Source organism: Peteryoungia ipomoeae (genome assembly GCF_004912165.1).
Classification (GTDB): Bacteria; Pseudomonadota; Alphaproteobacteria; order Rhizobiales; family Rhizobiaceae; genus Allorhizobium; species Allorhizobium ipomoeae.
Map to the genome: position 1 here is coordinate 341719 of NZ_STGV01000002.1, position 25749 is coordinate 367467.

At 59.6% G+C, this 25749-nt stretch carries 23 protein-coding genes; 11 read left to right on the forward strand and 12 right to left on the reverse strand.

What is annotated here, in order from left to right; all coding sequences use genetic code 11:
* Window positions 1-52 precede the first annotated feature (52 nt).
* Entirely contained in the window at window positions 53-475 is a 423-nt protein-coding gene (locus tag FAA97_RS08095) for a YcbK family protein (RefSeq protein ID WP_136598025.1), read from the forward strand.
* Here the strand turns inward: FAA97_RS08095 and murJ are convergent.
* From murJ to mutS, 3 genes are all read right to left on the reverse strand, one after another.
* Entirely contained in the window at window positions 466-2040 is a 1575-nt protein-coding gene (murJ, locus tag FAA97_RS08100; protein WP_136598026.1) for a murein biosynthesis integral membrane protein MurJ, read from the reverse strand. The genes FAA97_RS08095 and murJ overlap by 10 nt on opposite strands.
* A gap of 3 nt (window positions 2041-2043) precedes the next feature.
* Complete coding sequence (locus FAA97_RS08105) at window positions 2044-4866, reverse strand: [protein-PII] uridylyltransferase (protein ID WP_136598027.1); 2823 nt, start codon at window positions 4864-4866, stop codon at window positions 2044-2046.
* 88 nt (window positions 4867-4954) lie between these two features.
* Entirely contained in the window at window positions 4955-7606 is a 2652-nt protein-coding gene (gene mutS / locus FAA97_RS08110) for a DNA mismatch repair protein MutS (RefSeq protein ID WP_246041393.1), read from the reverse strand.
* Between the two features lie 197 nt (window positions 7607-7803).
* Between mutS and FAA97_RS08115 the strand changes: the two genes are divergently transcribed.
* Window positions 7804-10086, forward strand: a complete 2283-nt coding sequence (locus tag FAA97_RS08115; RefSeq protein WP_136598029.1) for an NADP-dependent malic enzyme — start codon at window positions 7804-7806, stop codon at window positions 10084-10086.
* A gap of 52 nt (window positions 10087-10138) precedes the next feature.
* On the opposite strand, the gene FAA97_RS08120 is transcribed toward FAA97_RS08115, so the two are convergent.
* From FAA97_RS08120 to FAA97_RS08155, 7 genes are all read right to left on the reverse strand, one after another.
* The gene (locus tag FAA97_RS08120; RefSeq protein WP_136598030.1) at window positions 10139-11056 is read right to left on the reverse strand and encodes a LysR substrate-binding domain-containing protein; all 918 of its coding nucleotides are present in this window, start codon (window positions 11054-11056) and stop codon (window positions 10139-10141) included.
* A gap of 416 nt (window positions 11057-11472) precedes the next feature.
* Window positions 11473-12354 carry a l-ornithine N(alpha)-acyltransferase gene (gene olsB, locus FAA97_RS08130; RefSeq protein WP_136598032.1) on the reverse strand — a complete coding sequence of 294 codons (882 nt, stop codon included), beginning with the start codon at window positions 12352-12354 and terminating at the stop codon, window positions 11473-11475.
* Window positions 12355-12429: 75 nt separating this feature from the next.
* Window positions 12430-12921, reverse strand: a complete 492-nt coding sequence (gene lspA / locus FAA97_RS08135) for a signal peptidase II (protein WP_136598033.1) — start codon at window positions 12919-12921, stop codon at window positions 12430-12432.
* Between the two features lie 3 nt (window positions 12922-12924).
* Window positions 12925-13785, reverse strand: coding sequence for a TrmH family RNA methyltransferase (locus FAA97_RS08140; RefSeq protein ID WP_136598034.1), 861 nt, complete (start codon window positions 13783-13785; stop codon window positions 12925-12927).
* The gene (locus FAA97_RS08145) at window positions 13782-14936 is read right to left on the reverse strand and encodes an RsmD family RNA methyltransferase (RefSeq protein WP_136598035.1); all 1155 of its coding nucleotides are present in this window, start codon (window positions 14934-14936) and stop codon (window positions 13782-13784) included. Before FAA97_RS08145 ends, FAA97_RS08140 begins: the two co-directional genes overlap by 4 nt.
* Window positions 14937-14990: 54 nt before the next feature.
* Window positions 14991-15335 (reverse strand): LapA family protein, encoded by a 345-nt coding sequence (locus FAA97_RS08150; protein ID WP_136598036.1) that lies wholly within the window; start codon window positions 15333-15335, stop codon window positions 14991-14993.
* 88 nt (window positions 15336-15423) lie between these two features.
* Window positions 15424-15723 (reverse strand): integration host factor subunit beta, encoded by a 300-nt coding sequence (locus FAA97_RS08155; protein WP_136598037.1) that lies wholly within the window; start codon window positions 15721-15723, stop codon window positions 15424-15426.
* Window positions 15724-16021: 298 nt separating this feature from the next.
* Between FAA97_RS08155 and lptC the strand changes: the two genes are divergently transcribed.
* The 6 genes from lptC to ptsN all read left to right on the forward strand — a co-directional run bounded on the left by lptC (window position 16022) and on the right by ptsN (window position 21093).
* Window positions 16022-16705: an LPS export ABC transporter periplasmic protein LptC gene (lptC, locus tag FAA97_RS08160; RefSeq protein ID WP_136598318.1), complete on the forward strand. Its 684-nt coding sequence runs from the start codon at window positions 16022-16024 to the stop codon at window positions 16703-16705.
* Entirely contained in the window at window positions 16702-17256 is a 555-nt protein-coding gene (locus FAA97_RS08165) for an LptA/OstA family protein (protein WP_136598038.1), read from the forward strand. Before lptC ends, FAA97_RS08165 begins: the two co-directional genes overlap by 4 nt.
* A gap of 15 nt (window positions 17257-17271) precedes the next feature.
* Window positions 17272-18069: an LPS export ABC transporter ATP-binding protein gene (lptB, locus tag FAA97_RS08170; RefSeq protein ID WP_136598039.1), complete on the forward strand. Its 798-nt coding sequence runs from the start codon at window positions 17272-17274 to the stop codon at window positions 18067-18069.
* A 131-nt stretch (window positions 18070-18200) separates the two neighbouring features.
* Window positions 18201-19763: an RNA polymerase factor sigma-54 gene (rpoN, locus tag FAA97_RS08175; protein WP_136598040.1), complete on the forward strand. Its 1563-nt coding sequence runs from the start codon at window positions 18201-18203 to the stop codon at window positions 19761-19763.
* 221 nt (window positions 19764-19984) lie between these two features.
* Window positions 19985-20557 (forward strand): ribosome hibernation-promoting factor, HPF/YfiA family, encoded by a 573-nt coding sequence (hpf, locus tag FAA97_RS08180; RefSeq protein ID WP_136598041.1) that lies wholly within the window; start codon window positions 19985-19987, stop codon window positions 20555-20557.
* Window positions 20558-20628: 71 nt separating this feature from the next.
* Window positions 20629-21093: a PTS IIA-like nitrogen regulatory protein PtsN gene (ptsN, locus tag FAA97_RS08185; protein WP_136598042.1), complete on the forward strand. Its 465-nt coding sequence runs from the start codon at window positions 20629-20631 to the stop codon at window positions 21091-21093.
* An 83-nt stretch (window positions 21094-21176) separates the two neighbouring features.
* On the opposite strand, the gene grpE is transcribed toward ptsN, so the two are convergent.
* Both grpE and hrcA read right to left on the reverse strand, forming a co-directional pair.
* Window positions 21177-21809 (reverse strand): nucleotide exchange factor GrpE, encoded by a 633-nt coding sequence (gene grpE, locus FAA97_RS08190; protein WP_136598043.1) that lies wholly within the window; start codon window positions 21807-21809, stop codon window positions 21177-21179.
* Between the two features lie 108 nt (window positions 21810-21917).
* Window positions 21918-23006 (reverse strand): heat-inducible transcriptional repressor HrcA, encoded by a 1089-nt coding sequence (gene hrcA / locus FAA97_RS08195; protein WP_136598319.1) that lies wholly within the window; start codon window positions 23004-23006, stop codon window positions 21918-21920.
* Between the two features lie 165 nt (window positions 23007-23171).
* Here hrcA and rph point away from each other — a divergent pair, with 165 nt between their 5' ends.
* The 3 genes from rph to hemW are packed head-to-tail and all read left to right on the forward strand — an operon-like array spanning window position 23172 to window position 25740.
* Window positions 23172-23888 carry a ribonuclease PH gene (gene rph / locus FAA97_RS08200; protein ID WP_136598044.1) on the forward strand — a complete coding sequence of 239 codons (717 nt, stop codon included), beginning with the start codon at window positions 23172-23174 and terminating at the stop codon, window positions 23886-23888.
* Between the two features lie 22 nt (window positions 23889-23910).
* Window positions 23911-24555: an RdgB/HAM1 family non-canonical purine NTP pyrophosphatase gene (rdgB, locus tag FAA97_RS08205; RefSeq protein ID WP_136598045.1), complete on the forward strand. Its 645-nt coding sequence runs from the start codon at window positions 23911-23913 to the stop codon at window positions 24553-24555.
* Between the two features lie 6 nt (window positions 24556-24561).
* Window positions 24562-25740: a radical SAM family heme chaperone HemW gene (gene hemW / locus FAA97_RS08210; protein WP_136598046.1), complete on the forward strand. Its 1179-nt coding sequence runs from the start codon at window positions 24562-24564 to the stop codon at window positions 25738-25740.
* Window positions 25741-25749 lie beyond the last annotated feature (9 nt).

A 25749-nucleotide genomic window follows, 5' to 3' on the forward strand; every position in this document is an offset into this window, starting at 1 on the left:
CCGCCGCCAAGGCCACTTGGCAGCAACGAGAAAAACATTCCACAGGTTGTTCATGCGCATTTTGTACTGTGTCGCGCTGAGCTGTCTTCTGACGTTCAGTTTCCTGGCCTCAGCCGAGGCTGCCGATATCAGGAAGAAGAAGCACTTCTTCATGAAACACGACTACACGGCCGCATATACGCTTCAGCGTGTCAGCGTCCGGGCCAGCTGCTTTCCAGATCAGCTGAAGGCAATCCTTGCGCATATCGCCAAGGAGACAGGCAAAAAGCCGGTTGTTACCTCGGGCCACCGTCCGCGTTCCGGCAAGTCACAGCACACCAACTGTCTGGCGGCCGATATCCGTGTTCCCGGCGTGCCGGAAAAGCGGATTGTTGCGGCGGCACGCTCCGCACCCGGGATTGGCGGCATCGGCCGCTACTGCAACGGCATCGTGCATGTCGACATCGGTCCAAGGCGAACCTGGAACTACTGCTGAGACTTCGGCTTCCGCTTCAGGCTTCGGCGGATCATGCCAAGATCTGCCCCACCGATCAGGAAGGCGATGCCGAAATAGACAGGCATCGCAATGGCGATCAATCCAAAGAGTGCCAGAAGCTGGTTGAACAGCGAACTGGATGGCGAAAGCCAGGACGACCAGTGGTCCGAAATGTAAGCGAGCATGACGCCCATGATCGCTGCGGCAACGATCAGACGCAGCGTTCGCGTGACCAGGCTCCACTCCACCGACAGATGCCCTCTCCAGAGGAGCACGGAAAACAGGAGAATGGTATTGGTCCAACCCGCCGCCGCTTCAGCGATGGCGATGCCACTCTCTTCAAAAATCGGGAATAGCGAGATGGCAAGTCCGGTATTCAGCGCCACGGAGACAAGGGTGAACCGCATCGGCGTCTTGGTGTCTTCGCGGGCATAATAGCCTGGCTGCAAGGCCTTGATCAGGACGAAGCCTGGCAGACCGAGGCCATAGATCGCGAGGATCGAGGCCACGACAGATGTATTTTGCTCGCCGAACGCTCCGCGCTCGTACAGCACCCGAATGATCTCGTCAGAGAGTACCCATATACCGACGGCGGCCGGCAGGGTCAGGAACAGGACGAATTCGATCGACCGGTTCTGCAGACCGCCCGCCTCCTTCATGTGCCCCGCCTTCAAGGCGCGCGAGAGTTCGGGAAGCAGAACCACGGCAACAGCAACGCCGACGACACCCAGCGGCAACTGATAGATACGATCGGCATATTGGAGGGCCGAAATGGCGCCGTCCTTGCCCGAGGCAATGGCCTGGCCAATCAACTGGTTGATCTGTGTGATACCGCCGGTAATCGCAGCGGGCACGGCAAGGATCAGCAGTCGCTTGACGTCTGGCGTCAGTCGCGGGCGTTTGAAGCCGATACGCATGCCGGCATGGCGAACCCCCATATAGACGACAGCCATCTGCAGAAGACCCGCCGCGAGTACCGACCAGGACAAGGCCCAGGCTGTCGCTGCGGGATCCGCGCCCGTCCACAACGCCCAGCCTAGCGCACCAATCATCAGGACATTGAGGAAAACAGGCGCAATGGCTGCTGCAAAGAAATGGTGCAGCGAGTTGAGCATGCCGCTCAACATCGCCGTCAGCGACATGCACATCAGGTAGGGGAACATGACGATCGCGAGGCGAACCGTCAGATCGAACTTCTCCTGATCGTCGGCAAAGCCTGGCGCGATGATCCACTCAACGAGAAGCGGCATGGCAAGCTGCATGCCGATGGTCAGGATCAGCAGAACCGAGAAGAGAACTCCGAACACTTCCTCGGAAAAGCGCTTTGCGCCTTCGATACCGTTTGCCTCAATTTCCTTGGCAAACAGCGGCACGAAAGCCGCGTTGAACGCGCCTTCGGCAAAGAGCCGGCGGAAGAGGTTGGGAAAGCGGAAGGCTGCATAGAATACGTCGGCCACAGGACCCGTCCCGAGAGCCGCAGCCATCAGGGTCTCACGGGCAAAGCCAAAAACCCGACTACCGAGGGTCGCCCCGCCGACAGTCATAAACTTCTTGACCAGGCTCATGTCTCAGGCTCGCGATCTCTTAGGTACGGGTGCGCGTGGCGGCGGCGCGATGATGCCGGAGGGCATGTTGTCCCGCAATTCATCGGGTTGATCTATCATGACCGCCTTCAATCGGTTTGTGACATTTGCCTGCCTGTTGTCGCTGGTAATCTTCTGGCCCACCAGATCCGTGACATAGAAGGTGTCGATCACCTTCTCGCCGAAGGTCGTGATGCGGGCGGAATGGATATCGAGCGACAGGTCCGACAGGACAGCGGTGATCTCCGCCAGGAGACCGATGCGGTCGAGGCATTCGATTTCGATGACGGTGAACTTGTTCGACAGGACGTTCGAGAAGCGGACGTCGGGCTGAACTGGAAAGGGTCTCGCCTTCTTTTTGCCCTTGGCGCGCGTCGCGATGACCTCGGGGAGCCGCTTGCGCCCTGACAGCACATCCTCGATCATTTTCGAGATGGTCGCCCCGCGGCGCATCTCGTCATCATCAATCGGGAATTCACGGCTTATGACAATTGTATCGAGTGCCCGCCCATCCGATGTGGTGAAGATCTGGGCATCGACAATATTGGCGCCGGCCGCGGCGCAGGCGCCGGCAATGATCGACAGCAGACGCGGATGGTCCGGCGAAAGGACCGTGATCTCGGTAATCGCGTGAAACTGATGGGTCCGCACCGTGGTCGCGAGCGCTTTGCCAGCCTTGTCTGCCTCCCGGATGAAATGGGCGTGGCGGATCTGGTCTTCGAGGTCGACTGACAGCAGATACGGCTCGTAGTGCAGCTTGGTATAGGTCTGCTGGTCCTTGGCGCTCCAGCCATCGAGACCTGCGGCGAGCTGCTCTGCCGCATGCTTGGCGCGATCTTTGCGGGACACCTCGGAAAAGCCGCCGGACAGCAGGAGTTCGGTCTCGTAGTAAAGGGTGCGCAGAAGCTGTCCCTTCCAGCCGTTCCAGACGCCCGGACCCACTGCCCGGGTGTCACAGACCGTCAGGATCAGCAGCATCTTCAGCCGTTCGAGCGAATGCACCTTATCGGCGAAATCCGTGATCGTCTTGCGGTCATGCAGGTCGCGCGTTTGGGCAACCATCGACATCAGCAGATGCTGATCAATCAGCCATGCGACCAACTCGGTCTGCTTGGGGGACAATCCAAGACGCGGGCACAGCTTGCGGGCGACCTTGGCGCCAGCGACGGAGTGATCCTCCTGGCGACCCTTGGCAATGTCATGCAGGAGAACCGCGACGTAAAGGCTCTGCCGATCCTCAATACCCGGCATCAGCTTGCTCGCCAGAGGATGCATTTCCTCTCCCCGGCCAGTGTCGATCTCGGAGAGGACTTCGACAGTGCGAATGAGGTGCTCATCCACCGTATAGTGATGATACATGTTGAACTGCATCATCGAGACGATCTTGCCGAATTCGGGCATGAACCGCCCCAGTACGCCAGCCTCGTTCATGCGACGGAGAATGAAACCCGGATCCTTGCGCGAGGTGAGGATCGACAGGAAGATGCGGTTTGCTTCCTCGCTTTCACGAAAATCATTGTCGATCAGCGAGAGCGAGCGTGTAACGGCTTTCAGCGCATCCGGGTGGAATTCCAGCCCGTTGAGATCGGCGACGTGGAAGAGCCGCATTATCGACATCGGGTCCCGCTTGAAGACGCCGGGATCTGCGAGCGCGATGCGACCGCGATCATCGATGAATTCGCTCGCGCCGGAAATCTTGCGGGGGCGATTGGCGAAGCGACCTATCATGCCGCCGAAGCCCGGCACCACCTTGGCCTGCTGGTCCTCAAGAGCCGCAGAGAATATGCGTGTGAGGTCTCCGACATCCTTGGCGACAAGGAAGTAGTGCTTCATGAAGCGTTCGACGGCCGAGAGGCCGGGGCGCGGCTGATAGCCGAGGCTCTTGGCGATCTCAGGCTGAATGTCGAAGTAAAGCCGTTCTTCCGGCTTGCCGGTCAGGTAATGCATGTGGCAGCGAACGGCCCAGAGGAAATCGTCGGCCTTTAGAAAAAGCCGCCACTCGTGACGCGAGAGGACACCGAGCCGCACCAGATCGGCTGTCTCGCGGACATGATAATTGTATTTGGCGATCCAGAAGAGCGTCTGCAGATCTCTGAGGCCACCCTTGCCTTCCTTGACATTCGGCTCGACGAGATAGCGGCTGTCGCCTGCCTTGCGATGGCGCTCGTCGCGCTCTGCCAGTTTGGCGGCAATGAATTCCGGCGCAGTGCCTGTCGTGACCTCAGAATCGAAACGGCTCTGCAGTTCCTCGACGATATCCTGATTGCCGCAAACAAAGCGGCTTTCAAGAACCGCAGTACGGATGGTCATATCCGACCTGGAAAGGCGGATGCATTCCTCGACCGAACGCGTGGCATGACCAACCTTGAAGCCAATATCCCACAATAGATAGAGGATGAACTCGATCGCCTTGTGCATGATCGGCGAGGCTTTTGGCGGCAGGAGGAACAGGAGATCGATGTCCGATCCTGGTGCAAGCGTTCCGCGTCCATAGCCGCCAACGGCCGTTACCGCGAGGTCATCCATGCCGTCAGGGTAAACCTTGCTGCGCGCAAAATCGAAGATCACCGACATCAGCTGATCCTGGATCCAGGAAATGCGGTTGGCGCAGAGCAGCCCGCTTCCGTCATCAAAGAGCTTCAGCCGGGCCTGTTCCCGGGCGTCGGCACTTGCCTGTTTCAGGATCGGCAAGAGGGCCGAGCGTATCTCAGAGAGATCGGCATTTTTGGCCGAGAGGACTGCGTCACAAGCGACCCGAAGGGCATTCACATCGAGAAGCGTTTCGAAGGCGGGGTCCGCTTTGACCATGGGCGCAGCATACTCTCTAAAGCTCTGGAATCAGCCGGGGCTGACAGGCGCTATAACGCCTTTGCGAGACAAAAGACAGTTTTAGCCGTCAAGGCTTGCCAAGTTGTTTCTTCAGGTCATAGAGCGCATCCAGCGCCTGACGCGGTGTCAGATCGTCGAGATCGAGCGCCCGCAAAGCCTCCTCCACCTTGGAAGGGCCAGCCTTGGTAATTTCCTCCCGACGCACAGCAACCTGAAACAGGGGCAGATCGTCGATCAGCTGGGCTGCCGGGTTCTTGCGATCGCTGTCTTCGAGGCGCGACAGGACATCCCGCGCCCGGGCCACCACGGCCGCCGGAAGGCCGGCAAGGCGTGCAACCTGAATGCCATAGGACCGATCGGCCGCTCCGGGGCCGACCTCATGCAGGAAGATCACCTCGCCGTCCCACTCCTTGACGCGCATGGTGACATTGGACAGCCGCGCGAGCTTTTCCGACAGTGCCGTCAGCTCGTGGAAATGCGTGGCAAACAGCGACCGGCAGCGATTGGCCTCGTGCAGATGCTCGACCGCCGCCCATGCAATCGACAGGCCATCGAAGGTGGCAGTGCCCCGACCAATCTCGTCGAGGATGACCAGCGAGCGATCTGTTGCCTGATTGAGGATGGCGGCAGTCTCGACCATCTCGACCATGAAAGTGGAGCGACCGCGCGCCAGATCGTCCGATGCCCCGACGCGGGAGAACAGGCGGTCGACAACGCCGATATGGGCGGCACCGGCCGGGACGAAAGATCCCATCTGGGCAAGGATCGCAATGAGCGCGTTCTGCCGCAGGAAGGTCGACTTACCGCCCATATTGGGACCCGTCAGCAGCCAGATTGCACCTGGGCCCTTCGTATCAACCGGCGACAGATCGCAGTCATTGGCGATGAAGGGGCTTGCCGCCTGACGGCGCAAGGCCTGCTCGACCACCGGATGGCGGCCGGCAGTGATGGCAAACATTCTCGAGTCATCGACCAGCGGACGGCAATAGCCCTGCTCCTCGGCCAGCGCCGCAAGACCGGCTGCAACATCAATGGTGGCCAGCGCCCGCGCGGCCGCCTTGATCGGCTCGGCCGCGGCGATGACAGCCGACACCATGCGGTCGAAGGCCTGAAGCTCCAATGCCAGCGCCTGACCGGCGGCATTGGCGATACGGCTTTCCAGATCGGCAAGCTCGGTCGTGGTGAAACGCATGGCATTCGCCATGGTCTGGCGGTGAATGAAGCGACCCTTGGCTTCGTCACTGTCCGTCATTGGACCGGCATTGCCTGCTGTGACTTCGATAAAGTAGCCAAGCACATTATTGTGCTTGATCTTCAGGGACTTGATGCTGGTTTCCTCGGCATATTGCAGCTGCAGGCCGGCGATGACGCGGCGCGACTGGTCTCTGAGTGCGCGCAACTCGTCGAGTTCGGCAAGCGCGCCCTCCCGAAGGAAACCGCCGTCGCGCTTCAGAAGCGGCAGTTCATCCGCAAGCGTGGCGGCAAGACCCGGTCCGAGATCTGCAGGCAGCGCCGCGAGATCGGCAAGCGCCTCGGCAATTTCGGCGGGAGCGCTTTCTGCATCGAGAAGACGCGCCACCTCGCCGGAAGCGGCAAGCCCCGCAACGATGCTGCCGAGATCGCGTGGGCCGCCACGGTCGAGCGCCAGCCGCGACAGCGCGCGCGGCATGTCGGGCACACGCTTCAGGGCATCGCGCAACCGGTCGACCAGGAGACCGTCCGCCATGAGATATGCAATGGAATCCTGCCGCGCTGAAATCGTATCGGGATCCGTGAGCGGCGACATCAGGCGCTCCGCGAGCAGGCGGGCACCGCCACCGGTGACAGTGCGATCAATGGCCTTCAGCAGCGAACCGTTACGCTCGCCGGACAGCGTTTTCACAAGCTCCAGATTGGCGCGCGTTGCCGGATCGATGAACAGGGTTGAAGCGGCATTCTGCCGTTCCGGCAGACCAAGCGGCGGACGCTCGGCGATCTGCGTCTTTTCGACATAGGCGACGGCAGCGGCAGCAGCGGCGATTTCCGCTCGCGAAAACGTGCCGAAGCCTTCCAGCGTGCCGACACCGAAATAGCGGGCGATGCGCCCCTCGGCGCTGGCGCTGTCGAACAGAACCGCTGGCTGCGGCACCACCACCCGGCCGAGCACGTCAAAGGCGGGTTTCAGCTCCTCATCGTAGAAGAGGCTGTCTGGCACGATCAGTTCGCGCGGCTCGATGCGCAGGATATCAGCGAGAAGCCGCGTTTCGGTGGTTTCGGCCAGGCGGAAGATACCGGTCGAGATATCGATCCAGGCGAGAGCCAGCTGCGGGGCGGATCCGCCGCGGATCCGGGCCAGCGCCATCAGATAATTGGATTCGAACGGTGAGAGCAGCTTGTCTTCTGTCAGCGTGCCGGGGGTAACGAGACGCACGACATCGCGTCGCACGACCGATTTCGATCCGCGCTTCTTCGCTTCCGCCGGATCTTCGACCTGCTCGCAGACGGCCACACGGAAACCCAGCGTGATGAGCTTTTGGAGGTAGTCATCGGCGGCATGCACAGGCACGCCACACATCGGAATGTCCTGACCAAGATGCTGACCCCGCTTCGTCAGCGTGATGCCCAGAGCGCGCGCAGCATCAACGGCATCCTCGAAGAACAACTCGTAGAAATCGCCCATGCGGTAAAACAGGAGACTGCCCGGATTGGCAGCCTTGATTTCGATGAACTGCTCCATCATCGGGGTTGCCGAAGCGCGGCTTTCCTCGGAGGTCAGGTCTGCGACGTTCAAAACATCACTTTGGGTGGCTTGCTGTAGCGTCACGGGCTCGGTGTTTTCTTGAGAATGAAGTCGTGCAACACTAACGACCTAAGGCACAGAAAAACAACCACGATGGGCCAGCGAATGCCCGCTGCCCACAACAAGGTGAGGGATGAATGGCAGGCGAGAACAAGACCGGGCGGACGCGCGTTTCAGTGACTGAGCAGGAGGCTCTGGACTTCCACTCAAGAGGCCGGCCGGGCAAACTGGAAATCACCCCCACCAAGCCGATGGCAACGCAGCGGGATCTTTCTCTCGCCTATTCGCCTGGGGTTGCCGTTCCGGTGAAAGCGATCGCTGCCGATCCCGGTTGCGCCTACGACTACACCACGCGCGGAAACATGGTGGCCGTCATCTCGAACGGTACGGCTATCCTTGGCCTTGGCAATCTCGGGGCGCTGGCCTCAAAGCCTGTGATGGAGGGCAAGTCGGTTCTCTTCAAGCGCTTCGCCGATGTCGATTCGATCGATCTCGAGGTCGACACCGAGGATGTCGACGCCTTCATCAATTGCGTGCGTTATCTCGGCCCCTCCTTCGGCGGCATCAACCTGGAGGACATCAAGGCGCCGGAATGCTTCATCATCGAAAGCCGGCTGCGCGAACTGATGGACATTCCCGTCTTTCACGATGACCAGCACGGCACGGCGATCATTGCGGCGGCCGGCCTGATCAACGCGCTTGCGCTGACCGGTCGAGACCTGAAGACAACGAAACTGGTGTGCAATGGCGCCGGGGCTGCTGCGATCGCCTGCATCGAGCTCATCAAGGCAATGGGGTTCAACGGTGAGAACATCATCCTCTGCGATACCAAGGGGGTGATTTTTCAGGGCCGCAGCGAGGGCATGAACCAGTGGAAATCGGCGCATGCGGTGAAGACCGACCGCCGGACCCTGCGCGAGGCCATGGACGGCGCCGACGTGGTTTTCGGGCTTTCGCAGAAGGGCGCCTTTTCTGCCGAAATGATCGCCTCGATGGCGCCGAACCCGATCATCTTCGCGATGGCCAATCCGGACCCGGAAATCACGCCTGAGGAGGTGGCCGCCATCCGCGCCGATGCAATCATGGCGACGGGCCGGTCGGACTATCCGAACCAGGTCAACAACGTGCTGGGCTTCCCCTATATCTTCCGCGGAGCGCTTGATGTGCGCGCAAGTCAGATCAACGATGCGATGAAGGTTGCCGCCGCGGAGGCCTTGGCAAATCTTGCCCGCGAAGACGTGCCCGATGACGTGGCCGCGGCCTATCAGGGAGAGCGGCCACGCTTTGGGCCGCAATACATCATTCCCGTGCCCTTCGATCCCAGACTGATTTCGGCCATTCCGCTTGCCGTGGCAAAGGCTGCGATGGAGAGCGGGGTCGCACGCAGGACAATCGAGGATCTCGACGCCTATGCCCATGAGCTTTCAGCAAGGCGCAATCCGATTGTTGCAGCCACGCAGCGTATATACGAGCAGGTCCGTAAGACGCCGAAGCGGGTGGTCTTTGCAGAGGGCGAGGAAGAGCAGGTCATGCGAGCGGCCATCTCCTTCGCCAATCAGGGTCTAGGCACCGCCATCCTGCTTGGACGCGATGAACCGCTCAAGGCAACGGCCGAGCGCGCCGGCATTGACCTCGACCGCCCCGGCATCGAGGTGGTCAATGCCCGCATTTCCGATCGCGTCGAGGCCTATACGGAGTATCTTTACACACGCCTGCAAAGGAAGGGCTATCTGCATCGTGACGCGCAGCGCCTGATCAACACCGACCGCAACCACTTTGCCGCCTGCATGGTGGCGCTGGGCGATGCGGATGCCATGGTAACCGGGACGACGCGCAACTATTCCACCGCTCTTGAGGATGTCCGCCGCTGCATCGACACGGCGCCGGGGCATCGGGTGATTGGCGTTTCGCTTGCGCTCGCCCGCGGTCGCACGATCGTGGTGGCCGATACGGCAGTGCATGATATGCCGACGGCAGAAGAGCTGGCCGATATCGCCGAGGAAGCTGCAGGCGTTGCACAGCGGCTGGGACTTGAGCCACGCGTGGCGCTTCTCGCCTACTCCACCTTCGGCCATCCAACCGGCGAACGCTCGGAACGGGTGCGCGAAGCGGTCAAGATCCTTGATCGCCGTGGCGTGAGCTTCGAGTATGACGGAGAAATGGGAGCGGATGTGGCGCTCAACCATCACCGCATGGAGCAATATCCCTTCTGCCGCCTCTCTGGCACCGCAAACGTGCTGGTGATGCCGGCGATCCACTCGGCAGCGATTTCAACCAAGATGCTGCAGGAACTGGGAGGCTTGACCGTTATGGGACCACTGCTGATCGGGCTCGAAAAATCCGTCCAGATTGCCCAGATGGGCGCCAAGGACAGCGACATAGTCAACATGGCCGCCATCGCGGCCTACAACGCCGTCTGACGCACAGAGGGAGGATCGGCGACAGTCGACGTCTGATCCTCCCTGAGACGCTTCAACCGAAGACCGGAGCGGCTTTTGCGAGCCGTTCCATGTCGTCATCGATTTCACGTTTCAGCCAGCGCTTGAACTTTTCCACCTTGTCGGACCGCCGGGCATTTTCGGAGGTCACAAAGTAGTGGCCAAAGCCGGTGTTTACAGCCGGGCCGAAGGGCGCGACGAGCTGGCCGTGCTGCAGTTGGTGCGAAGCGATGGTCTGCCAGGCGAGCATCACCCCTTGGCCCGCAATCGCCGCATCGAGACAGAGTGAGGCTTCGCTGAACGTGTGGCGCGCCTTGATCTCGGCGCCTTCAAGGCCGACCGCCGATAGCCAGACATCCCAGGTGAACATCGCCCTGCCATCGATGACCTTCGGCAGGTCAAGTATATCCGCAGGCTCTTCAAGGGCGGCTGCCATGGCCGGCGTGCAGAGCGGGGCAACGCGCTGCTCGAGTATCAGCTCGGCCTTGAATCCTGGCCAATGCCCGCGCCCGACGCGAATTCTAAGATCGACATCCGTCTGGCTCGCATCCGTCAGCCGATCATTGGCATCGATACGCAGGCCAATCTCGGGGAAGTGCTCTGAGAAGGCGGGAATGCGATGTACCAGCCAGCGCGCGGCAAAGACCGGCGCGACGGAGATCGTAAGCACGCTGTCATCGCTGCGCCTTGCAAGGGCAACGGCGCCCGAGAGGTGGCGAAACCCTTCCGACAGGCGCGCGAGCACATCGACCGCCGCATCGACCGGGACCAGGCCGCGGCCGGTGCGCTCGAAAAGCGTTCTGCCCAGTTGCAACTCAGTCTTGATGACCTGCTGGCTGACGGCGCCGATCGACACTCCGAGTTCATTGGCTGCCGCCTGAAGGGACCGCAGGCGACCGACCGCCTCAACCGCGCGAAGGCCGTTCAGATGAACTTGGTTCAGCTCTTTCATATAGAAAAACTATAGTCTGTAAGGACAAAACTCAATTGAATTCACCGGCACGGAGGCAGATTATCGTCAAAACAGAGCAACAGGATTGTTCACAAACAGCCAGATGGAGCCAAACGACGTTCAAGTTTCTCTGGAGACACCGCTCAACCGTGCCCTGCATTTCAACAGACTGGCGCCATGATCCGATGGGGCATCCGGCACTCGCCGGCATGGATCTACAGTCCCTAGCCGATCTGCCGATGGTGCCCGAACTGCCGGTTCCGGCGGCTCGTGCAGCCGATCGTTGCCGCGATGTAGAGGGCCAACGGTTGGCGCGATGCGTGGCATCTCGATGAACAGGAGACGGATCGCGCAGGCTTCAATCCCGCGATCCGTCACCAGGAGGTTAGCACCCCTATTGTCGCCGCGAGCAGATATCAGCAGGCGCTGGCGAAGCGTCCGGCGTCTGCACCGTAGTAATTGACATAGCGACCGGAAATGCTTGCGATCGGTAGAATGATCAGCACATCCGTGGTGTTGAATGCCTGATCGACCACCGCACCGTTGCCGATCATCGCGCCGAGGCGGAGATAACCCTTGATCAGGGGCGGCATGGCGAACAGCGCCCGGCGCGCATTGATTGCCTCTTCCGGCATCAAGTCCATCTCGCGATAGAGATGCGGGAGCGCGCCAGCCGCCCACTCGCCCTTGGCCACGGCGTTGTGGTGGAGGAATGAAAGCGCCAGTGCGTGCTCCTCAGGGCGCACACCCGGGAACGAGCCACAACCGAACATCGCGTCAATCCGGTGTTTCAGCGCATAGGCCCAGCAGCCCTGCCAGAGCAGTTCAACCGTGCGCTTCGTGCGGTATTGCGGCAGAACGCAGGAGCGCCCGAGCTCCATGAAACGTTTGTCAGGGTGACGGGTCACGAGGGCGCCAACGTCAAATTCCGAACCGGAATAAAACCCGCCATGGGCAATCGCCACCTCATGGCGCAGCAGACGATAGGTGCCAACGATCTGGTCTTCGGTATCACCCTCGATAGAGCGATCGAGCACCAGAAGATGGTCGCAAAGCGCGTCCCAGCTATCGACATCCCGGCGGCGGCGTGCACTGTCCTGGTCGACCTGAGCCTTCATCTCTTCCACGAAGACGGTGTAGCGCACGGCCTGAGCAGCATCGATTTCGCGCTCTGTCCGTGCCAGCCTCGTTTCGAGGCTGCCGATCCGGCCGAGAATATCCGTTGTTCCCAGATGAACGATTGGTGCTGCTGCACCGGTTTCGCGAGCAAAATCTCGATCGATCAGTTCCATGCTCATTCAACTCATCCACGTTGTGTTCCCGCGCCTTTAACCACGAGACTGCTACAGGAAGGTGACAGGCCGCGCGGTCGCTCAGGCCTTCGGCGGCTTGGGACGGCGATACTGAATGATCTCGTCGATTATGATGCAGCCAGCGCCCAGGGTAATGAAACTGTCTGCGAGATTGAAGACGGCGAACGACCACGTATTCGTGTAGAACAGGATGTAATCCACCACATAGCCATAGGTGAAGCGGTCGATCAGATTGCCGAGTGCACCGGCGATGATCATGGCAAAGCCGAGATGCGCGAAATGCTGCTCTGCTGCCGTCTTGCGCCACATCCACAACACGAAGGCGACGATCACCAAACGCATACCGACGATAAACCACCCGTCGAGATGCGACAGCATGGAAAAGGCCACGCCGAGATTGTGGGTGCGGTATAGTCCCCAGAACGGGATCACCGGCACCAATTCGTGCATCGGTAGATAGATCTCGACCGCGTATTTGATGGCCTGATCCAGCACCAGGGCCAGAAGAATGAAAAGAACCGCCGGCAGTGGCCGGCTGAAGGCAGCAAGCATCGACTACTTCGCTCCGTCGAGATTAAGGAGATGTCTGCGCACCTCAAAAAGCATGACGCCGGTTGCGACAGCGAGATTGAGGGAGTCAGCTGTCCCGACCTGGGGAATTCGAGCAAGCTTGTCTGCGGCCCGGGCCAGTTCATCGGGCAGGCCTGACTGCTCGTTGCCCATCATCAAGATCACGGGCTTCGATGTGTAGTCGATTGTCCGATAATCGACGGCTCCCGCCAGATGCGTCGCGACCAGCCGCGCATCGACAGATGTCTTCCACTTCAGGAAATCGGCGCTTGTCGTTTTCACAAGCGGCAAGGCGAACATGGAGCCCATGGTGGCCCGCACAGTTTCCAGCGAAAACGGATCGGTACAATCGCCGACCAGGATGACACCAGAAGCACCGGCTGCATCCGCCGTGCGGATGATGGTGCCGAGATTGCCGGGATCTCGCACGCGGTCCAGCGCAATCCAGGTTTCACTGGCCTTGGGCGCGACATCCCGCAAGGCGGTCCAGCGCTGCTCGAAGACGGCAGCGACCATTTGCGGATTTTCGCGGCGGGTGATGGACGACATGACCTTGTCGTTGACTTCAAGCACCAGGCCACCGGCAGCAACCGTGCGCGCTGCAACCTTTTCGACCAGTGGCTTGCCCTTGCCAGCCTTGGCGTAGACCAGGGTGCGGATTGTCCATCCCCGATCAAGCGCATCGATGACGAGCTTCAGGCCTTCGGCGAGGAAGGTCTTGCTCTCGTCCCGGCTCTTCTTCTGGGATAGCGCCTTGATATCCTTGATAATCGGGTTGGCAACGCTGGTAACTTCCTTCACCTGCCCAACGCGGCGCGGTCCATCTTGACGGTATTCGGCTGTCATTTCGGCACCCAGCGGCTAAAGAGAGAGGTGGAAAGAGCGCGGCCAGGTGTTTTACCGTCCAGGCCTGCCTCGCGGATCACGAGTTCTCCGGACTCGACACGGCCGCCCTTGCCGCGCATGGTTTCACGCATCAGCTCATGAATGGAATAGAAACTCGCCCGGATCGAATAGGCGGTCAGCACGAGCCCGACTGCCTTTGGCGCCAAGAGTTCACGACAGACGTCGAGCATCAGCGGCAGGTGGTCGAACAGGTGCCAGACCTCGCCGTTTGGCCCGCGTCCGAACTTCGGCGGATCGGTCAGAATGATGTCGTAGCGGTTGCCACGACGCTCTTCGCGGAGAATGAACTTCATCGCATCTTCGCAGATCCAGCGGATCGGTGCTTTTTCCAGGCGGCTCAGCGCCTGGTTTTCACGCGCCCAGCCGATTGCCTTCTTGGAAGCATCGACATGGGTCACCTCGGCACCGGCAGCAGCCGCAACGAGAGAGGCGACACCCGTATAACCAAACAGATTGAGGACCTTCAGCGGCCGTTCTGCCTCTTCGATCCGCTGCTTCATCCATGACCAATGGGCAATCTGCTCGGGGAACACACCGACATGGCGGAATGAAGTAAAGCGACCGTGAAAATCGATATCCAACAATGACAGCGGCCAGGTCTCACCCAGGGCTTCTTTCTGGAACCGCCATCTGCCCATTCCATCTTCATCCGTATCACCGGTAAAGACAGCATCGGCATTGTCCCAGACATGGGCCGGCAGAGATCTCGGCCAGAGCGCCTGCGCTTCCGGACGGACGATCCGATAGGAGCCGTATTGCTCGAGCTTCAGACCCTCACCGCTGTCTATCAGATGAAAATCGCCGGCACCGGCAGATTCCAAAATCAACGGCACGGTTTCGACTGGAAGCTCGCCGCCCCGACGCGTCAGGGCGCGTTGCGGTTCGGCAGGCGCCTCCGTGCGAAGACCGACATCAAGGGCTTCGCGCGTACTTGCGGATCTTGCCCTGTCTCCCTGACGCAAAGATTTCGGCGGTCGCGACTGGGTTGGCTTTTCCGGCCCTCGTCCACTGGCTCTCTTTGGATCGAGAGCTTTGCCGCCCGGGCGACGCTGCTTGTCCTTCACGTGATCAATCCGTGGCTCGCGTTTCATTGGGCACTGCCAATAGCATCGCAGCTACAGTGCGGAAAGAAGTTTCGCTTCCAGTTAGCGGGAGCCGATCGCGGGCAGTGAAGCACCGGCAATCTGCTCGGCCCTTGTCTTTTGACGGTCGGCTTCCACCTGCCATTGCTGGGCAACGCGCGACTGTGTGCGAGCCTGTTTGCGATACTTGCCCTGCGCAAACCAGGTTGTGACAGCGCCCAGAAGGACGCCAAACATCACCGCAAGGATCAAGAGGACAAAGAGGGGCGCGCTCAGGGAGAGCACAGGATCAGATGGATCAAACGGATTGAGTGCCACCTGGACAAATTGCCTGTTGGCCACAGCCAGGACGACCAGGAGCAGCCCAAGCGGCAGAAAAACCAGAAGGCTCAGCAACTTGCGTATCATTGAAATCTCCTTGAACGAAGAGAGTGCCTAGTCGCAGCTCTTCAGCCCAAGGTAAAGCCGAAACGCTGGATTTCAATGCGTGACAGTGTCACTCGTCCTCGTCGCCCATGCCGGGATTCAGGCGCTCGCGCAACTCCTTGCCGGTTTTGAAGAAGGGAACCCACTTCTCCTCCACGAACACGGTATCACCTGTTCGCGGGTTCCGACCGGATCGCGATGGACGGTTCTTCACCGAAAAGGCGCCAAAGCCACGCAACTCGACGCGATTGCCCGCCGCAAGCGCATCCGTGATTTCGTCCAACACCGCGTTGACGATGTTCTCGACATCACGGTGATAGAGATGCGGATTGCGCGCCGCAACGATCTGCACCAATTCCGACTTGATCACACGGACCCCCTCAAACGGTTATTGAGACATGAGCCGCGGCAAGGTGCCAAAGCGAAAAAGCCCAGTCAAGGAACAACTTAACCACGCCGGACCGAGTTTTCCAACCCCCGAACAGAATAAGGTCTTCAAGAATCTTGTCGCAATTTTTCCGCATCTGCGATGCATGGATCACGAAATGACCAACGCGGCGCAAGCCTCTTGGCTTTCTATTGGCAAGCCACAATATACATGCAAAAGGTCCGGGGTCGGCTTAGAATGCCGAACTTCGCGAATCGCGCGACCAACAGGTATCCAGACTATGCTGCAGACGACATCGGAGAAAAGCCAGGGCGCAAGCCCGCCGGCCGCCGACCGAGCCTATCGGAAAGCGATACGGCACTCGGCGCGGGTGCGGCGACTTCGCGTTGTACTGCCGCTTGCCGCTGTCACGATCACCTTGGTGTTTGCTGCGGTTTCCTACATGCGCAGCATTCTGCCGGATGAAATCCAGATAGAATCGGCTCAGCTGGAAGACGGGAAGCTCGTGATGGCGAAGCCTGCCATTGCTGGCCGCAATTCCGAGGGCGTGCCATATTCGCTCCGCGCAGATCGTGCCTTGCAGGACATGAAGAACCCCAACATGATCACGCTGAAGACCATCTCCGCCGCTCTGCCCGTCAACGATAAGGTAATTGCGCGGGTCGAGGCGGAAAGTGGCATCTTCGACCGTGTGGCCAACCGGATGGAACTGGACAAGCCGTTTACCCTCAACATGAGCAGCGGCATCGATGCACAGTTCAAGTCGGCAAAGCTTGACATCACCGCCGGCACCATGGAGACCGATCAGGCCGTTGCCATTCAGACCAAAGGGGCCTCCATTGTTGCGAATGCCCTCAATATGAAGGATAAGGGCAAAACGATGATTTTCACGGGGAATGTGCGACTGAATGTCGACCCTGCCGCCCTGCGTTCCAACCGGTCTACGGAAACCGCCCAGCCATGACATACCGCACCTATATTCTGCGTCTCACCGCTTCACTCGTGATGGGCGCATTGGCGACCGCTGCCGTTCCCGTACTGGCGTCGGCACAGTCAACGAGCCGGGAAATGAACGGGCTCAAGCTCTCCAACGATCAGCCGATCCAGATCGAAAGCGACCAGCTTGAGATCCGGGACGCGGAACGCAAGGCCTATTTTACCGGTAACGTCAAAGTGGTTCAGGGAACCACGACACTGCAGGCTGGTACGATGACCGTTCTCTACCAGGGTCAGAGCGGCGCCGTGACCGAAGGCAATGCCGACATCGACAAGATCGATGTCGACGGCAAGGTCTTCCTGTCATCCGGCACCCAGCAGGCGACTGCCGATAAGGGTCGCTTCGACCTGGTCAGCCAGGTATTCATTCTCGAGGGCGACCGCGTCGTGCTGACGGAAGGTCAAAATGTTTTTGTTGGCTGCAAACTGACTGTGCAGATGGCATCCGGGCAAGCCAAGCTCGATAGCTGCGGCCGGCGGGTGCAAATCCAGCTCGATCCGAAATCCCAGAAGCAATAACGGACAAGCTCCAACGTGCAGATACCATTTCTCTCGCGGAGAAAGCCGGCAGATGCCGCAGCTGGCCAGATGGCCGATCGCGCGCGCTATGAAGGCACGCTCATCGCGCATGGCCTGACAAAGACCTATAACGGACGCCGCGTCGTCAATGGGGCTTCGCTCGTCGTTCGCCGGGGCGAAGCTGTCGGCCTGCTGGGTCCGAACGGCGCCGGGAAGACGACCAGCTTCTACATGATCACAGGATTGGTGCCCGTTGATAGCGGCACGATTTCGCTCAACGGTTACGACGTCACCTCAATGCCGATGTATCGGCGGGCGCGACTGGGCGTGGGCTACCTGCCACAGGAAGCCTCGATTTTCCGCGGACTGTCCGTGGAAGACAACATCATGGCCGTGCTGGAAGTTCACATCTCCAACAAGAGGCAACGCGAAGCGAAGCTGAGTGAACTCCTGCAGGAGTTTCATATCGAGCGGCTTCGCAAATCCCCGGCAGTGGCATTGTCCGGCGGCGAACGCCGACGGCTTGAAATTGCCCGCGCCCTGGCGACAGATCCGACATTCATGTTGCTCGACGAACCCTTTGCCGGCGTTGACCCTATTTCCGTTTCGGACATCCAGAATCTGGTACGCCATCTGACCGCACGCGGCATCGGCGTCCTGATCACCGATCACAACGTTCGCGAGACGCTGGGTCTGATCGATCGCGCCTATATCATCCACGCTGGTGAAGTGCTGACGCATGGGCGCGCAAACGACATCGTCAACAACGCCGATGTCCGCCGGCTTTATCTCGGCGACAAGTTCAGCCTTTAATGATTAGGCGCTTTCTCTCGCATCCGATTGACTTGACCAAATAGCAATAAAAAGCAATTTTTGGGCCAAGTGAATGAAGTGCGACCTCCTGGGGCCGCTCTGCTGGATTGAGGGGAGTTTGAGCGTCCATCATGGCCTTGTCCGCCAATCTCTTGCTGCGGCAGAACCAATCGCTGGTGATGACACCGCAACTGGTTCAATCCATCCAACTGCTGCAAATGACGCATGTGGAACTCATGCAGTTCATTGCACAGGAGGTGGAGCGCAATCCGCTGCTTGAAATCGCGGCAGATGATGGCGGTTTGGGCAGCGACGGTCTTGCTTCGCCGGAGAAGTCTGGCACCTCGGCGGATGCCGAGAGCGACCATGACATGCCGTCATTGCCTTCAGAAATGGAAAGCAACTGGTATGAGGACAAAAGCGGCGGCGATCTCCATGATCGTCTCGATACCAATTTCGATGCCGCGTTTACCGACGAGGGAAGCGAACAGCGGGCCGATGCACCGGAACTGCTTGGCCAATGGAAATCCATGCCGGGGGCGCAAGGCGCGAACGGAGAGAGTTTTGACCTCGACGATTTTGTTGCCGGTCGCGAAAGCCTGCGTGACCATATCGAGCGGCAGCTTGCCTTCATTGTCACAAGCGAAAAAGAGCGCCTGATCGCCGGCATTCTGATCGATCATCTCGACGAGACCGGATACTTCCAGGGCGATCTTCAAGAGATTGCCGACCGACTGGGAGAGCCAGTCAAAACACTTCAGACGACGCTTGCCAGACTTCAGACGGCGGAGCCGGCCGGTATCTTTGCGCGATCCCTCAGCGAATGTCTTGCCATCCAATTGCGCCAGAAGGACCGCTTCGATCCCGCCATGGCTGCGCTCGTCGCCAATCTAGAACTCTTGGCAAAGCGTGATTTTGCCTCTCTGAAGAAGATCTGTGGCGTCGATGAAGAAGACCTTCTCGACATGCTGGGTGAAATACGCAAGCTCAATCCAAAGCCTGGCCTCGGCTTTGAGCACAGCACCGCCGAGTCGGTGACGCCCGATATTCTTGTCCGCCCCGACGGAAACGCCGGCTGGCACATTGAGTTGAATCCCGACGCCCTGCCCCGAGTTCTGGTGAACCAGAGCTACATTGCGCAGGTCTCACACAAGACCATCCGACCGAACGAGGATGAAAATTTCCTGTCGGAATGCCTGCAAAGCGCCAACTGGCTGACACGCAGTCTGGACCAGCGGGCGAAGACCATCATGAAGGTCGCAACCGAGATCGTTCGCCAACAAAGTGCCTTCCTGACCCATGGCGTAGTCCAGTTACGACCGCTGAACCTGAAAACGGTGGCCGATGCCATCAAGATGCACGAATCCACCGTCAGCCGCGTTACGACCAACAAATTCATGCTGACGCCGCGTGGCCTCTTTGAATTGAAGTACTTCTTCACCGTCTCGATTGCCTCAGCCGCCGGTGGCGACGATCATTCCGCTGAAGCGGTAAGGCACAAGATCAAGGCACTCATTTCCGAGGAAAGTGCCGAGGCGGTGCTCTCCGATGACGATATCGTCATCAAGCTGAAATCAGGCGGCATCGATCTCGCGCGTCGTACCGTTGCGAAATATCGCGAGGCGATGAACATCGCCTCTTCCGTGCAGAGACGACGGGAGAAGCGCGCAGCTGCCAAGGTCAGCAACCCCTGAAAGCAGGGGAACTTGCCAGGAGTTAACGGGTCATTGACATTTTAGCTGGCTGTGGTTAGAAGCGCGCCGCAATCGACAGCGCGTACAGCTGCCAGAAGGAATTTCCTAACAGGACGCCAGAGAACCTGCCACAAACGCCGTCCTCTTGCTCGAAAAGCTTGGACGCAGACCGAGCATGGCGTAAAATGGTCTGGCAAACCAACCATAAGAAGGGAAACTCCATGAGTGTGCGTGTATCCGGCAAACAGATGGAAATCGGTGAATCGTTCCGCCAGCGGATCGAGGAGCGTGTCCAGGACGCCGTGACGAAGTACTTCGACGGAGGGTATTCAGGTCAGGTCGTCGTTTCGAAGTCGCAGTCGCGCTTCTCGGCAGACTGCCTTGTGCATCTCGACACCGGTGCCAACCTGCATGCAGCAGGAGAAGCCAATGATCCGCAGGTTGCCTTCGATACGGCGTTCGAGCGTGTTGAAAAGCGCCTGCGCCGTTACAAGCGCAAGCTGAAGGATCATCATGCCAATGCGGCGGCTGCACCGATCGAAGTCGCATACACAGTGATGGATTCCCTTGCGGAAGAGCATGAGGAAGTGCCAGAGGATTATGCACCGGCCATTGTCGCAGAGAGCACGAAGAAGCTCCAGACGATGTCTGTTGCAACTGCCGTGATGGCACTCGATATGACTGACGAGCCCGTTCTCCTGTTCAGAAGCCCGGGCAGTGAACAATTGAATATCGTTTATCGTCGCAATGACGGTAATATTGGGTGGATCGATTCCGCCAACATCAAAGGCTGACAGGTCGATTTGCGGGCGAGAGGCGGATCCGCCGTCGCCCGCATAGACCTCGACGCATGAAGGAAATTGATATGGCCTTGGCAGATTTGCTGCAACAGGATGCTGTCGTACCCGCTCTCAGAGTGAATTCAAAGAAGCAGCTGCTTCAGGAACTTGCGGCCAAGGCCTCCAAGCTCACCGACATTCCCGAGCGCGAAATCTTCGATGTGATCCTGCAGCGCGAGCGTCTTGGCTCAACAGGCGTCGGCAACGGCATCGCGATTCCGCATGGCAAGCTGAACAAGATCAGCCAGATCACGGGCGTCTTTGCGCGCCTGGAAACGCCCATCGACTTTGAGGCATTGGACGACCAACCGGTCGATCTCGTCTTTCTGCTGCTTGCGCCGGAAGGTGCCGGTGCCGATCATCTCAAGGCCTTGTCGCGCATTGCCCGCGTCCTGCGTGATCAGGATCTGGTGGCAAAACTGCGTGCGACGGATTCCGCAACCGCGATCTACACCTTTCTAAACGAAGAACAGGCGTCGAACGCTGCCTGACTTCAGCCTGATGCAGTCAAAAAGAAGCGCCGGATCTTCCGATCCGGCGCTTTCTCTATTCTAGGGTCAATTCGGTTGCGCGTTCATGCCTTCGACGCGTCGTCTGCCGCAGTATCGCCCTTCGGGCCACCCTTGGCGACGCCCACCATCGCTGGGCGCAGAACCCGCTCGCCAATGGCATAACCGGCCTGTACGACCTGCACGACCGTGTTGTTCGGAACCTCAGAATTCGGGACTTCGAACATGGCCTGATGAAAATTCGGATCGAACTTCTGGCCCTCGGCATCGATCTTGCGCACACCGTGACGCTCCAGGGTCGCCAGCATGCCACGCTCGGTCATCTCGACACCTTCGATCAGGACGGTCATGCCCGCATCTGCAGCAGCGCGCACGTCGTCCGGGATCGATTCGATCGCGCGGCGCAGATTGTCCGACACCGACAGCATGTCGCGCGCGAAGCCTGTCACCGCATAGGACTTGGCATCCTTGATCTCCCGCTCGGTGCGGCGGCGAAGATTGTCCATATCGGCTGCCAATCGCAGGAAACGATCACGTAGATCGTTGTTCTCAGCCCTCAAGGCCTCGATGGCATCGACTTCGGTCTGGCCGTCCTGCACGGCATCAGCGTCGGTTTGTGCCTCGGCATTGTCCACTGCCTGTGCATGCGCCTCTGCGGCAGCCGCGTCAGGTCCGTTCTTGGTGGTATCTTCGGTCATGACGTTCTCCGGATAGGTTTTGCCTGTCGAAACATCTGGGGTTTCGAAGTTGAGCCCGATATCAGGGTTTCATCGGAAAAAATCAAGGCTTTGCGGTGGAAAGCGCGATCAGCGACCGGCCCGCGACAGCCTCGCCATAAGCTGTGCGGTATAATCGACCATCGGCACAACACGGGCGTAATTCAGCCGCGTCGGCCCGATCACCCCCACAGCACCGACGATCCTGCTATCGCCATCCCGATAAGGCGCGACGATTAGTGACGAACCGGACAACGAAAAGAGCTTGTTTTCCGAGCCGATGAAGATGCGGACGCCAGAGCCCGTCTCTGCCAGATTAAGGATCTCGATCAGGCTTTCCTTGCGTTCAAGATCATCAAACAGCAAGCGAAGCCTATCGAGGTCATCGGCTCCGGCCACCCCTTCCAGCAGATTGGCATGACCACGGACGATAAGACGTGTTGATGTTTCCTCCGCCCCGCCGCCTGACCAGACGGCCAGGCCTCGCTGTACAAGGTCCTGGGAAAGAGCATCAAGCTCGGTCGAGACTTGCGTTTTAAGCCTTTCCAACTGCCCCCGCAGCTCGACCAGAGTTTGCCCGGCGAGATTGGCATTCAGGAAATTGGCGGCTTCGGTCAGCTGTGAAGCGGTAACGCCGGCTGGCAGCTCGATGATGCGATTTTCGACCTGGTTGTGCTCTCCCACCAAGATCGCCAGCGCCTTTGTCGGCTCGAGCCGGATGAATTCGACATGCTTGAGCACCGGATCGCTCTTTGCCGATATCACCAGCCCGGCGCCGCGCGAGACGCCGGACAGGAGCCGGCTCGCCTCCGACAGCATGGCGTCCATCGACTGGTCGGGGGCTGCGGGACGCAACTGCCGTTCTATATTGTCGCGTTCTTCTGCGGAGAGATCACCAACCTGCATGAACCCGTCGACGAAGAAGCGAAGACCTGCCTGTGTGGGAAGACGGCCGGCGCTGACATGCGGCGCATAGATGAGACCAAGTCCTTCGAGGTCGCTCATCACGTTGCGCACGGAAGCCGGAGAAAGCGACATCGGAAGCAACCGTGACAGATTGCGCGAGCCCAGCGGATCGCCGGACTCAAGATAGGTTTCGACGATGCGTCTGAAGACCTCACGGGAGCGGTCGTCCAACGACGCGAAGACATCCGCGGGGGTCATGTCGGCCGAAGTCATCATTCTGCCATGCAGGAAGGGCGTCTGGTCATGAAGAAACTATAATATCTCCCCAGCCGCGATGAAAAGCCCTTTAGGGGCGATGTGATAGACAGCGAGCCCGGTTTTCCTTTGCAAATGCCGCAGGTGATCCGTAGAAAGCCTCAAACACACGAGGAGTTCGTCATGCGGCCATCCGGCAGAAAAACAGATCAAATGCGCGCGGTCTCATTCGAACGCAATGTTTCCAAACATGCCGAGGGTTCCTGCCTCGTGAAATTTGGCGATACGCATGTTCTGTGCACCGCAAGCCTTGAAGACAAGACACCGCCATGGCTGCGCAACTCCGGCAAGGGCTGGGTCACGGCCGAATACGGGATGCTGCCACGGGCGACGGGTGAGCGGATGAAGCGCGAGGCGGCATCCGGGAAACAGAGCGGGCGGACGCAGGAAATCCAGCGCCTGATCGGTCGTTCGCTACGCGCCGTCGTCGATTTGGGCGCCCTCGGTGAACGCCAGATCTCGATCGACTGCGACGTCATCCAGGCCGATGGCGGCACGCGTACGGCGGCGATCACCGGCGCCTGGATTGCGCTGCACGACTGCCTGAAGTGGATGGAAGCCCGCAGCATGGTGAAGGTCGAGAAGGTTCTGAAGGACCATATCGCTGCCGTCTCCTGCGGTATCTTTGCCAACCAGCCGGTTATCGATCTCGACTATCTGGAGGATTCCGCCGCCGAAACGGATGCAAATTTCGTCATGACCGGCGCTGGCGGCATCGTCGAGATTCAAGGCACCGCGGAAGGCAAGCCGTTTAGCCAGGATGAGTTCCTCACCTTGCTTGGCCTCGCCCGCAACGGCATCGATGAACTGGTGTCGATGCAGAAAACTGCGATCGGCTGATCACCGATCAGGAGACAGAACCATGCGCAAGCTTGACACCCGTACCATCGTTGTCGCCAGCCACAATGCTGGCAAGATCGCCGAGATCGCCGATCTGATCGGCCCCTTCGGCTTTACGGCCAAGTCCGCCAAAGAGCTTTCGCTTGCCGAACCCGATGAGACCGGCACGACCTTCGAGGAAAACGCTGCGATCAAAGCGCTCGCCTCGTCAAAGGCGTCGGGCCTGCCAGCCCTTTCGGACGATTCAGGCCTCGTCATCGATGCTCTTGATGGGGCGCCCGGGGTCTACACCGCCAACTGGGCGGAGCGCGAAGACGGTAGCCGCGACTTCGCGATGGCGATGCACAAGGTGGAGGCAGCGCTTGCGGAGCGTTCCGCCACTGAGGAAGCGCAGCGCACTGCCAGGTTTGTCAGCGTACTTTGTCTTGCCTGGCCAGACGGCCATACCGAGTTCTTCCGAGGCGAGGTCGAAGGCTTCATTGCGCCCGCCCCTCGCGGCACGGCTGGCTTCGGCTACGACCCGATCTTCCAGCCACTTGGTCATGACCGGACCTTTGGCGAGATGTCCAGCGACGAGAAACATGGCTGGGAGCGCGGCGATGCGCAGGCCCTTTCGCATCGGGCCCGCGCCTTCAAGCTTTTCGTCGAAACCTGCCTGGAGGCCTGAGCAGTCATGCTGACGGACGGCCCGCTTCTGCCTGATACCGGGGAGCCGGGCTTTGGCATCTATGTGCATTGGCCGTTCTGCGCGGCCAAGTGTCCGTACTGCGACTTCAACAGCCACGTGCGGCATCAACCGGTGGATCAGGCGCGGTTCACAGCAGCCTTCCTCCGTGAAATGGATACCATGCGGGAGCTGAGCGGACCAAAGACCGTCACCAGCATCTTCATGGGTGGGGGAACGCCTTCGCTGATGGAGCCGGCAACAGTTGAGGCCATCCTCGACGGTCTTGCAGCCCGCTGGCATGTGCCCTCGGGCATTGAAGTCACCATGGAGGCCAATCCGTCCAGCGTCGAGGCCACCCGCTTTCGTGGCTATCGTGCCGCTGGCGTCAATCGCGTATCGCTTGGCGTGCAGGCGCTGAACGATCCGGATCTGCGTTTCCTTGGTCGCCTGCACGACGTGGCCGACGCTCTGAAAGCGATCCGCCTGGCGCGTGACATCTTTCCGCGCATGAGTTTCGACCTCATCTATGCCCGCCCCAAGCAGAGCATAGACGCCTGGGCCGAAGAACTGAAGGAGGCGATATCCTATGCGGTCGATCACCTGTCGCTTTATCAGCTGACAATCGAAGAGGGTACGGCCTTTTACGGCCTGCACAAGGCCGGCAAGCTCATCGTCCCCGATGAGGAGCATGCAGCAACCCTCTACGAGGCGACGCAGGACATCATGGCGGGCTTTGGCATGCCGGCCTATGAGGTCTCCAACCACGCGACGCCTGGCGCTGAAAGCCGGCACAACCTTACCTATTGGCGCTACGGCGACTATGTCGGCATCGGTCCGGGCGCACATGGGCGTTTGAGCCCACGCGGCGGCAAGGTTGCAACGGCCACTGAGCGACACCCTGAAACCTGGCTGACTGCCGTCGAGGCACAGGGCCATGGCATGATCGATCAAGAGGATCTTGACGACGAAGCCCAGGCCGATGAAGTCTTGCTGATGGGTTTGCGTCTGCGCGAAGGCGTCGACCTCGCCCGCTGGCAGCAACTGGCCGGGCGCGATCCTCACCCTGACCGCGAGCAGTTCCTGATCGATCAGGGCTTTATCGAGCGAATTGGCAATGCGCGGCTGCGCTGCACGCCAAAGGGTATGCTAGTGCTGAATGCCGTGGTGGCCGATCTCGCCAGTTGAACTGGGGAG

Bases quoted from the DNA above. Each gene is read 5' to 3' on its own strand.
- FAA97_RS08095 (WP_136598025.1), top strand. From the start codon at position 53: ATGCGCATTTTGTACTGTGTCGCGCTGAGCTGTCTTCTGACGTTCAGT.
- murJ (WP_136598026.1), bottom strand. From the start codon at position 2,040: ATGAGCCTGGTCAAGAAGTTTATGACTGTCGGCGGGGCGACCCTCGGT.
- FAA97_RS08105 (WP_136598027.1), bottom strand. From the start codon at position 4,866: ATGGTCAAAGCGGACCCCGCCTTCGAAACGCTTCTCGATGTGAATGCC.
- mutS (WP_246041393.1), bottom strand. From the start codon at position 7,606: ATGATGGAGCAGTTCATCGAAATCAAGGCTGCCAATCCGGGCAGTCTC.
- FAA97_RS08115 (WP_136598029.1), top strand. From the start codon at position 7,804: ATGGCAGGCGAGAACAAGACCGGGCGGACGCGCGTTTCAGTGACTGAG.
- FAA97_RS08120 (WP_136598030.1), bottom strand. From the start codon at position 11,056: ATGAAAGAGCTGAACCAAGTTCATCTGAACGGCCTTCGCGCGGTTGAG.
- olsB (WP_136598032.1), bottom strand. From the start codon at position 12,354: ATGAGCATGGAACTGATCGATCGAGATTTTGCTCGCGAAACCGGTGCA.
- lspA (WP_136598033.1), bottom strand. From the start codon at position 12,921: ATGCTTGCTGCCTTCAGCCGGCCACTGCCGGCGGTTCTTTTCATTCTT.
- FAA97_RS08140 (WP_136598034.1), bottom strand. From the start codon at position 13,785: ATGACAGCCGAATACCGTCAAGATGGACCGCGCCGCGTTGGGCAGGTG.
- FAA97_RS08145 (WP_136598035.1), bottom strand. From the start codon at position 14,936: ATGAAACGCGAGCCACGGATTGATCACGTGAAGGACAAGCAGCGTCGC.
- FAA97_RS08150 (WP_136598036.1), bottom strand. From the start codon at position 15,335: ATGATACGCAAGTTGCTGAGCCTTCTGGTTTTTCTGCCGCTTGGGCTG.
- lptC (WP_136598318.1), top strand. From the start codon at position 16,022: ATGCTGCAGACGACATCGGAGAAAAGCCAGGGCGCAAGCCCGCCGGCC.
- FAA97_RS08165 (WP_136598038.1), top strand. From the start codon at position 16,702: ATGACATACCGCACCTATATTCTGCGTCTCACCGCTTCACTCGTGATG.
- rpoN (WP_136598040.1), top strand. From the start codon at position 18,201: ATGGCCTTGTCCGCCAATCTCTTGCTGCGGCAGAACCAATCGCTGGTG.
- hpf (WP_136598041.1), top strand. From the start codon at position 19,985: ATGAGTGTGCGTGTATCCGGCAAACAGATGGAAATCGGTGAATCGTTC.
- ptsN (WP_136598042.1), top strand. From the start codon at position 20,629: ATGGCCTTGGCAGATTTGCTGCAACAGGATGCTGTCGTACCCGCTCTC.
- grpE (WP_136598043.1), bottom strand. From the start codon at position 21,809: ATGACCGAAGATACCACCAAGAACGGACCTGACGCGGCTGCCGCAGAG.
- hrcA (WP_136598319.1), bottom strand. From the start codon at position 23,006: ATGACTTCGGCCGACATGACCCCCGCGGATGTCTTCGCGTCGTTGGAC.
- rph (WP_136598044.1), top strand. From the start codon at position 23,172: ATGCGGCCATCCGGCAGAAAAACAGATCAAATGCGCGCGGTCTCATTC.
- rdgB (WP_136598045.1), top strand. From the start codon at position 23,911: ATGCGCAAGCTTGACACCCGTACCATCGTTGTCGCCAGCCACAATGCT.
- hemW (WP_136598046.1), top strand. From the start codon at position 24,562: ATGCTGACGGACGGCCCGCTTCTGCCTGATACCGGGGAGCCGGGCTTT.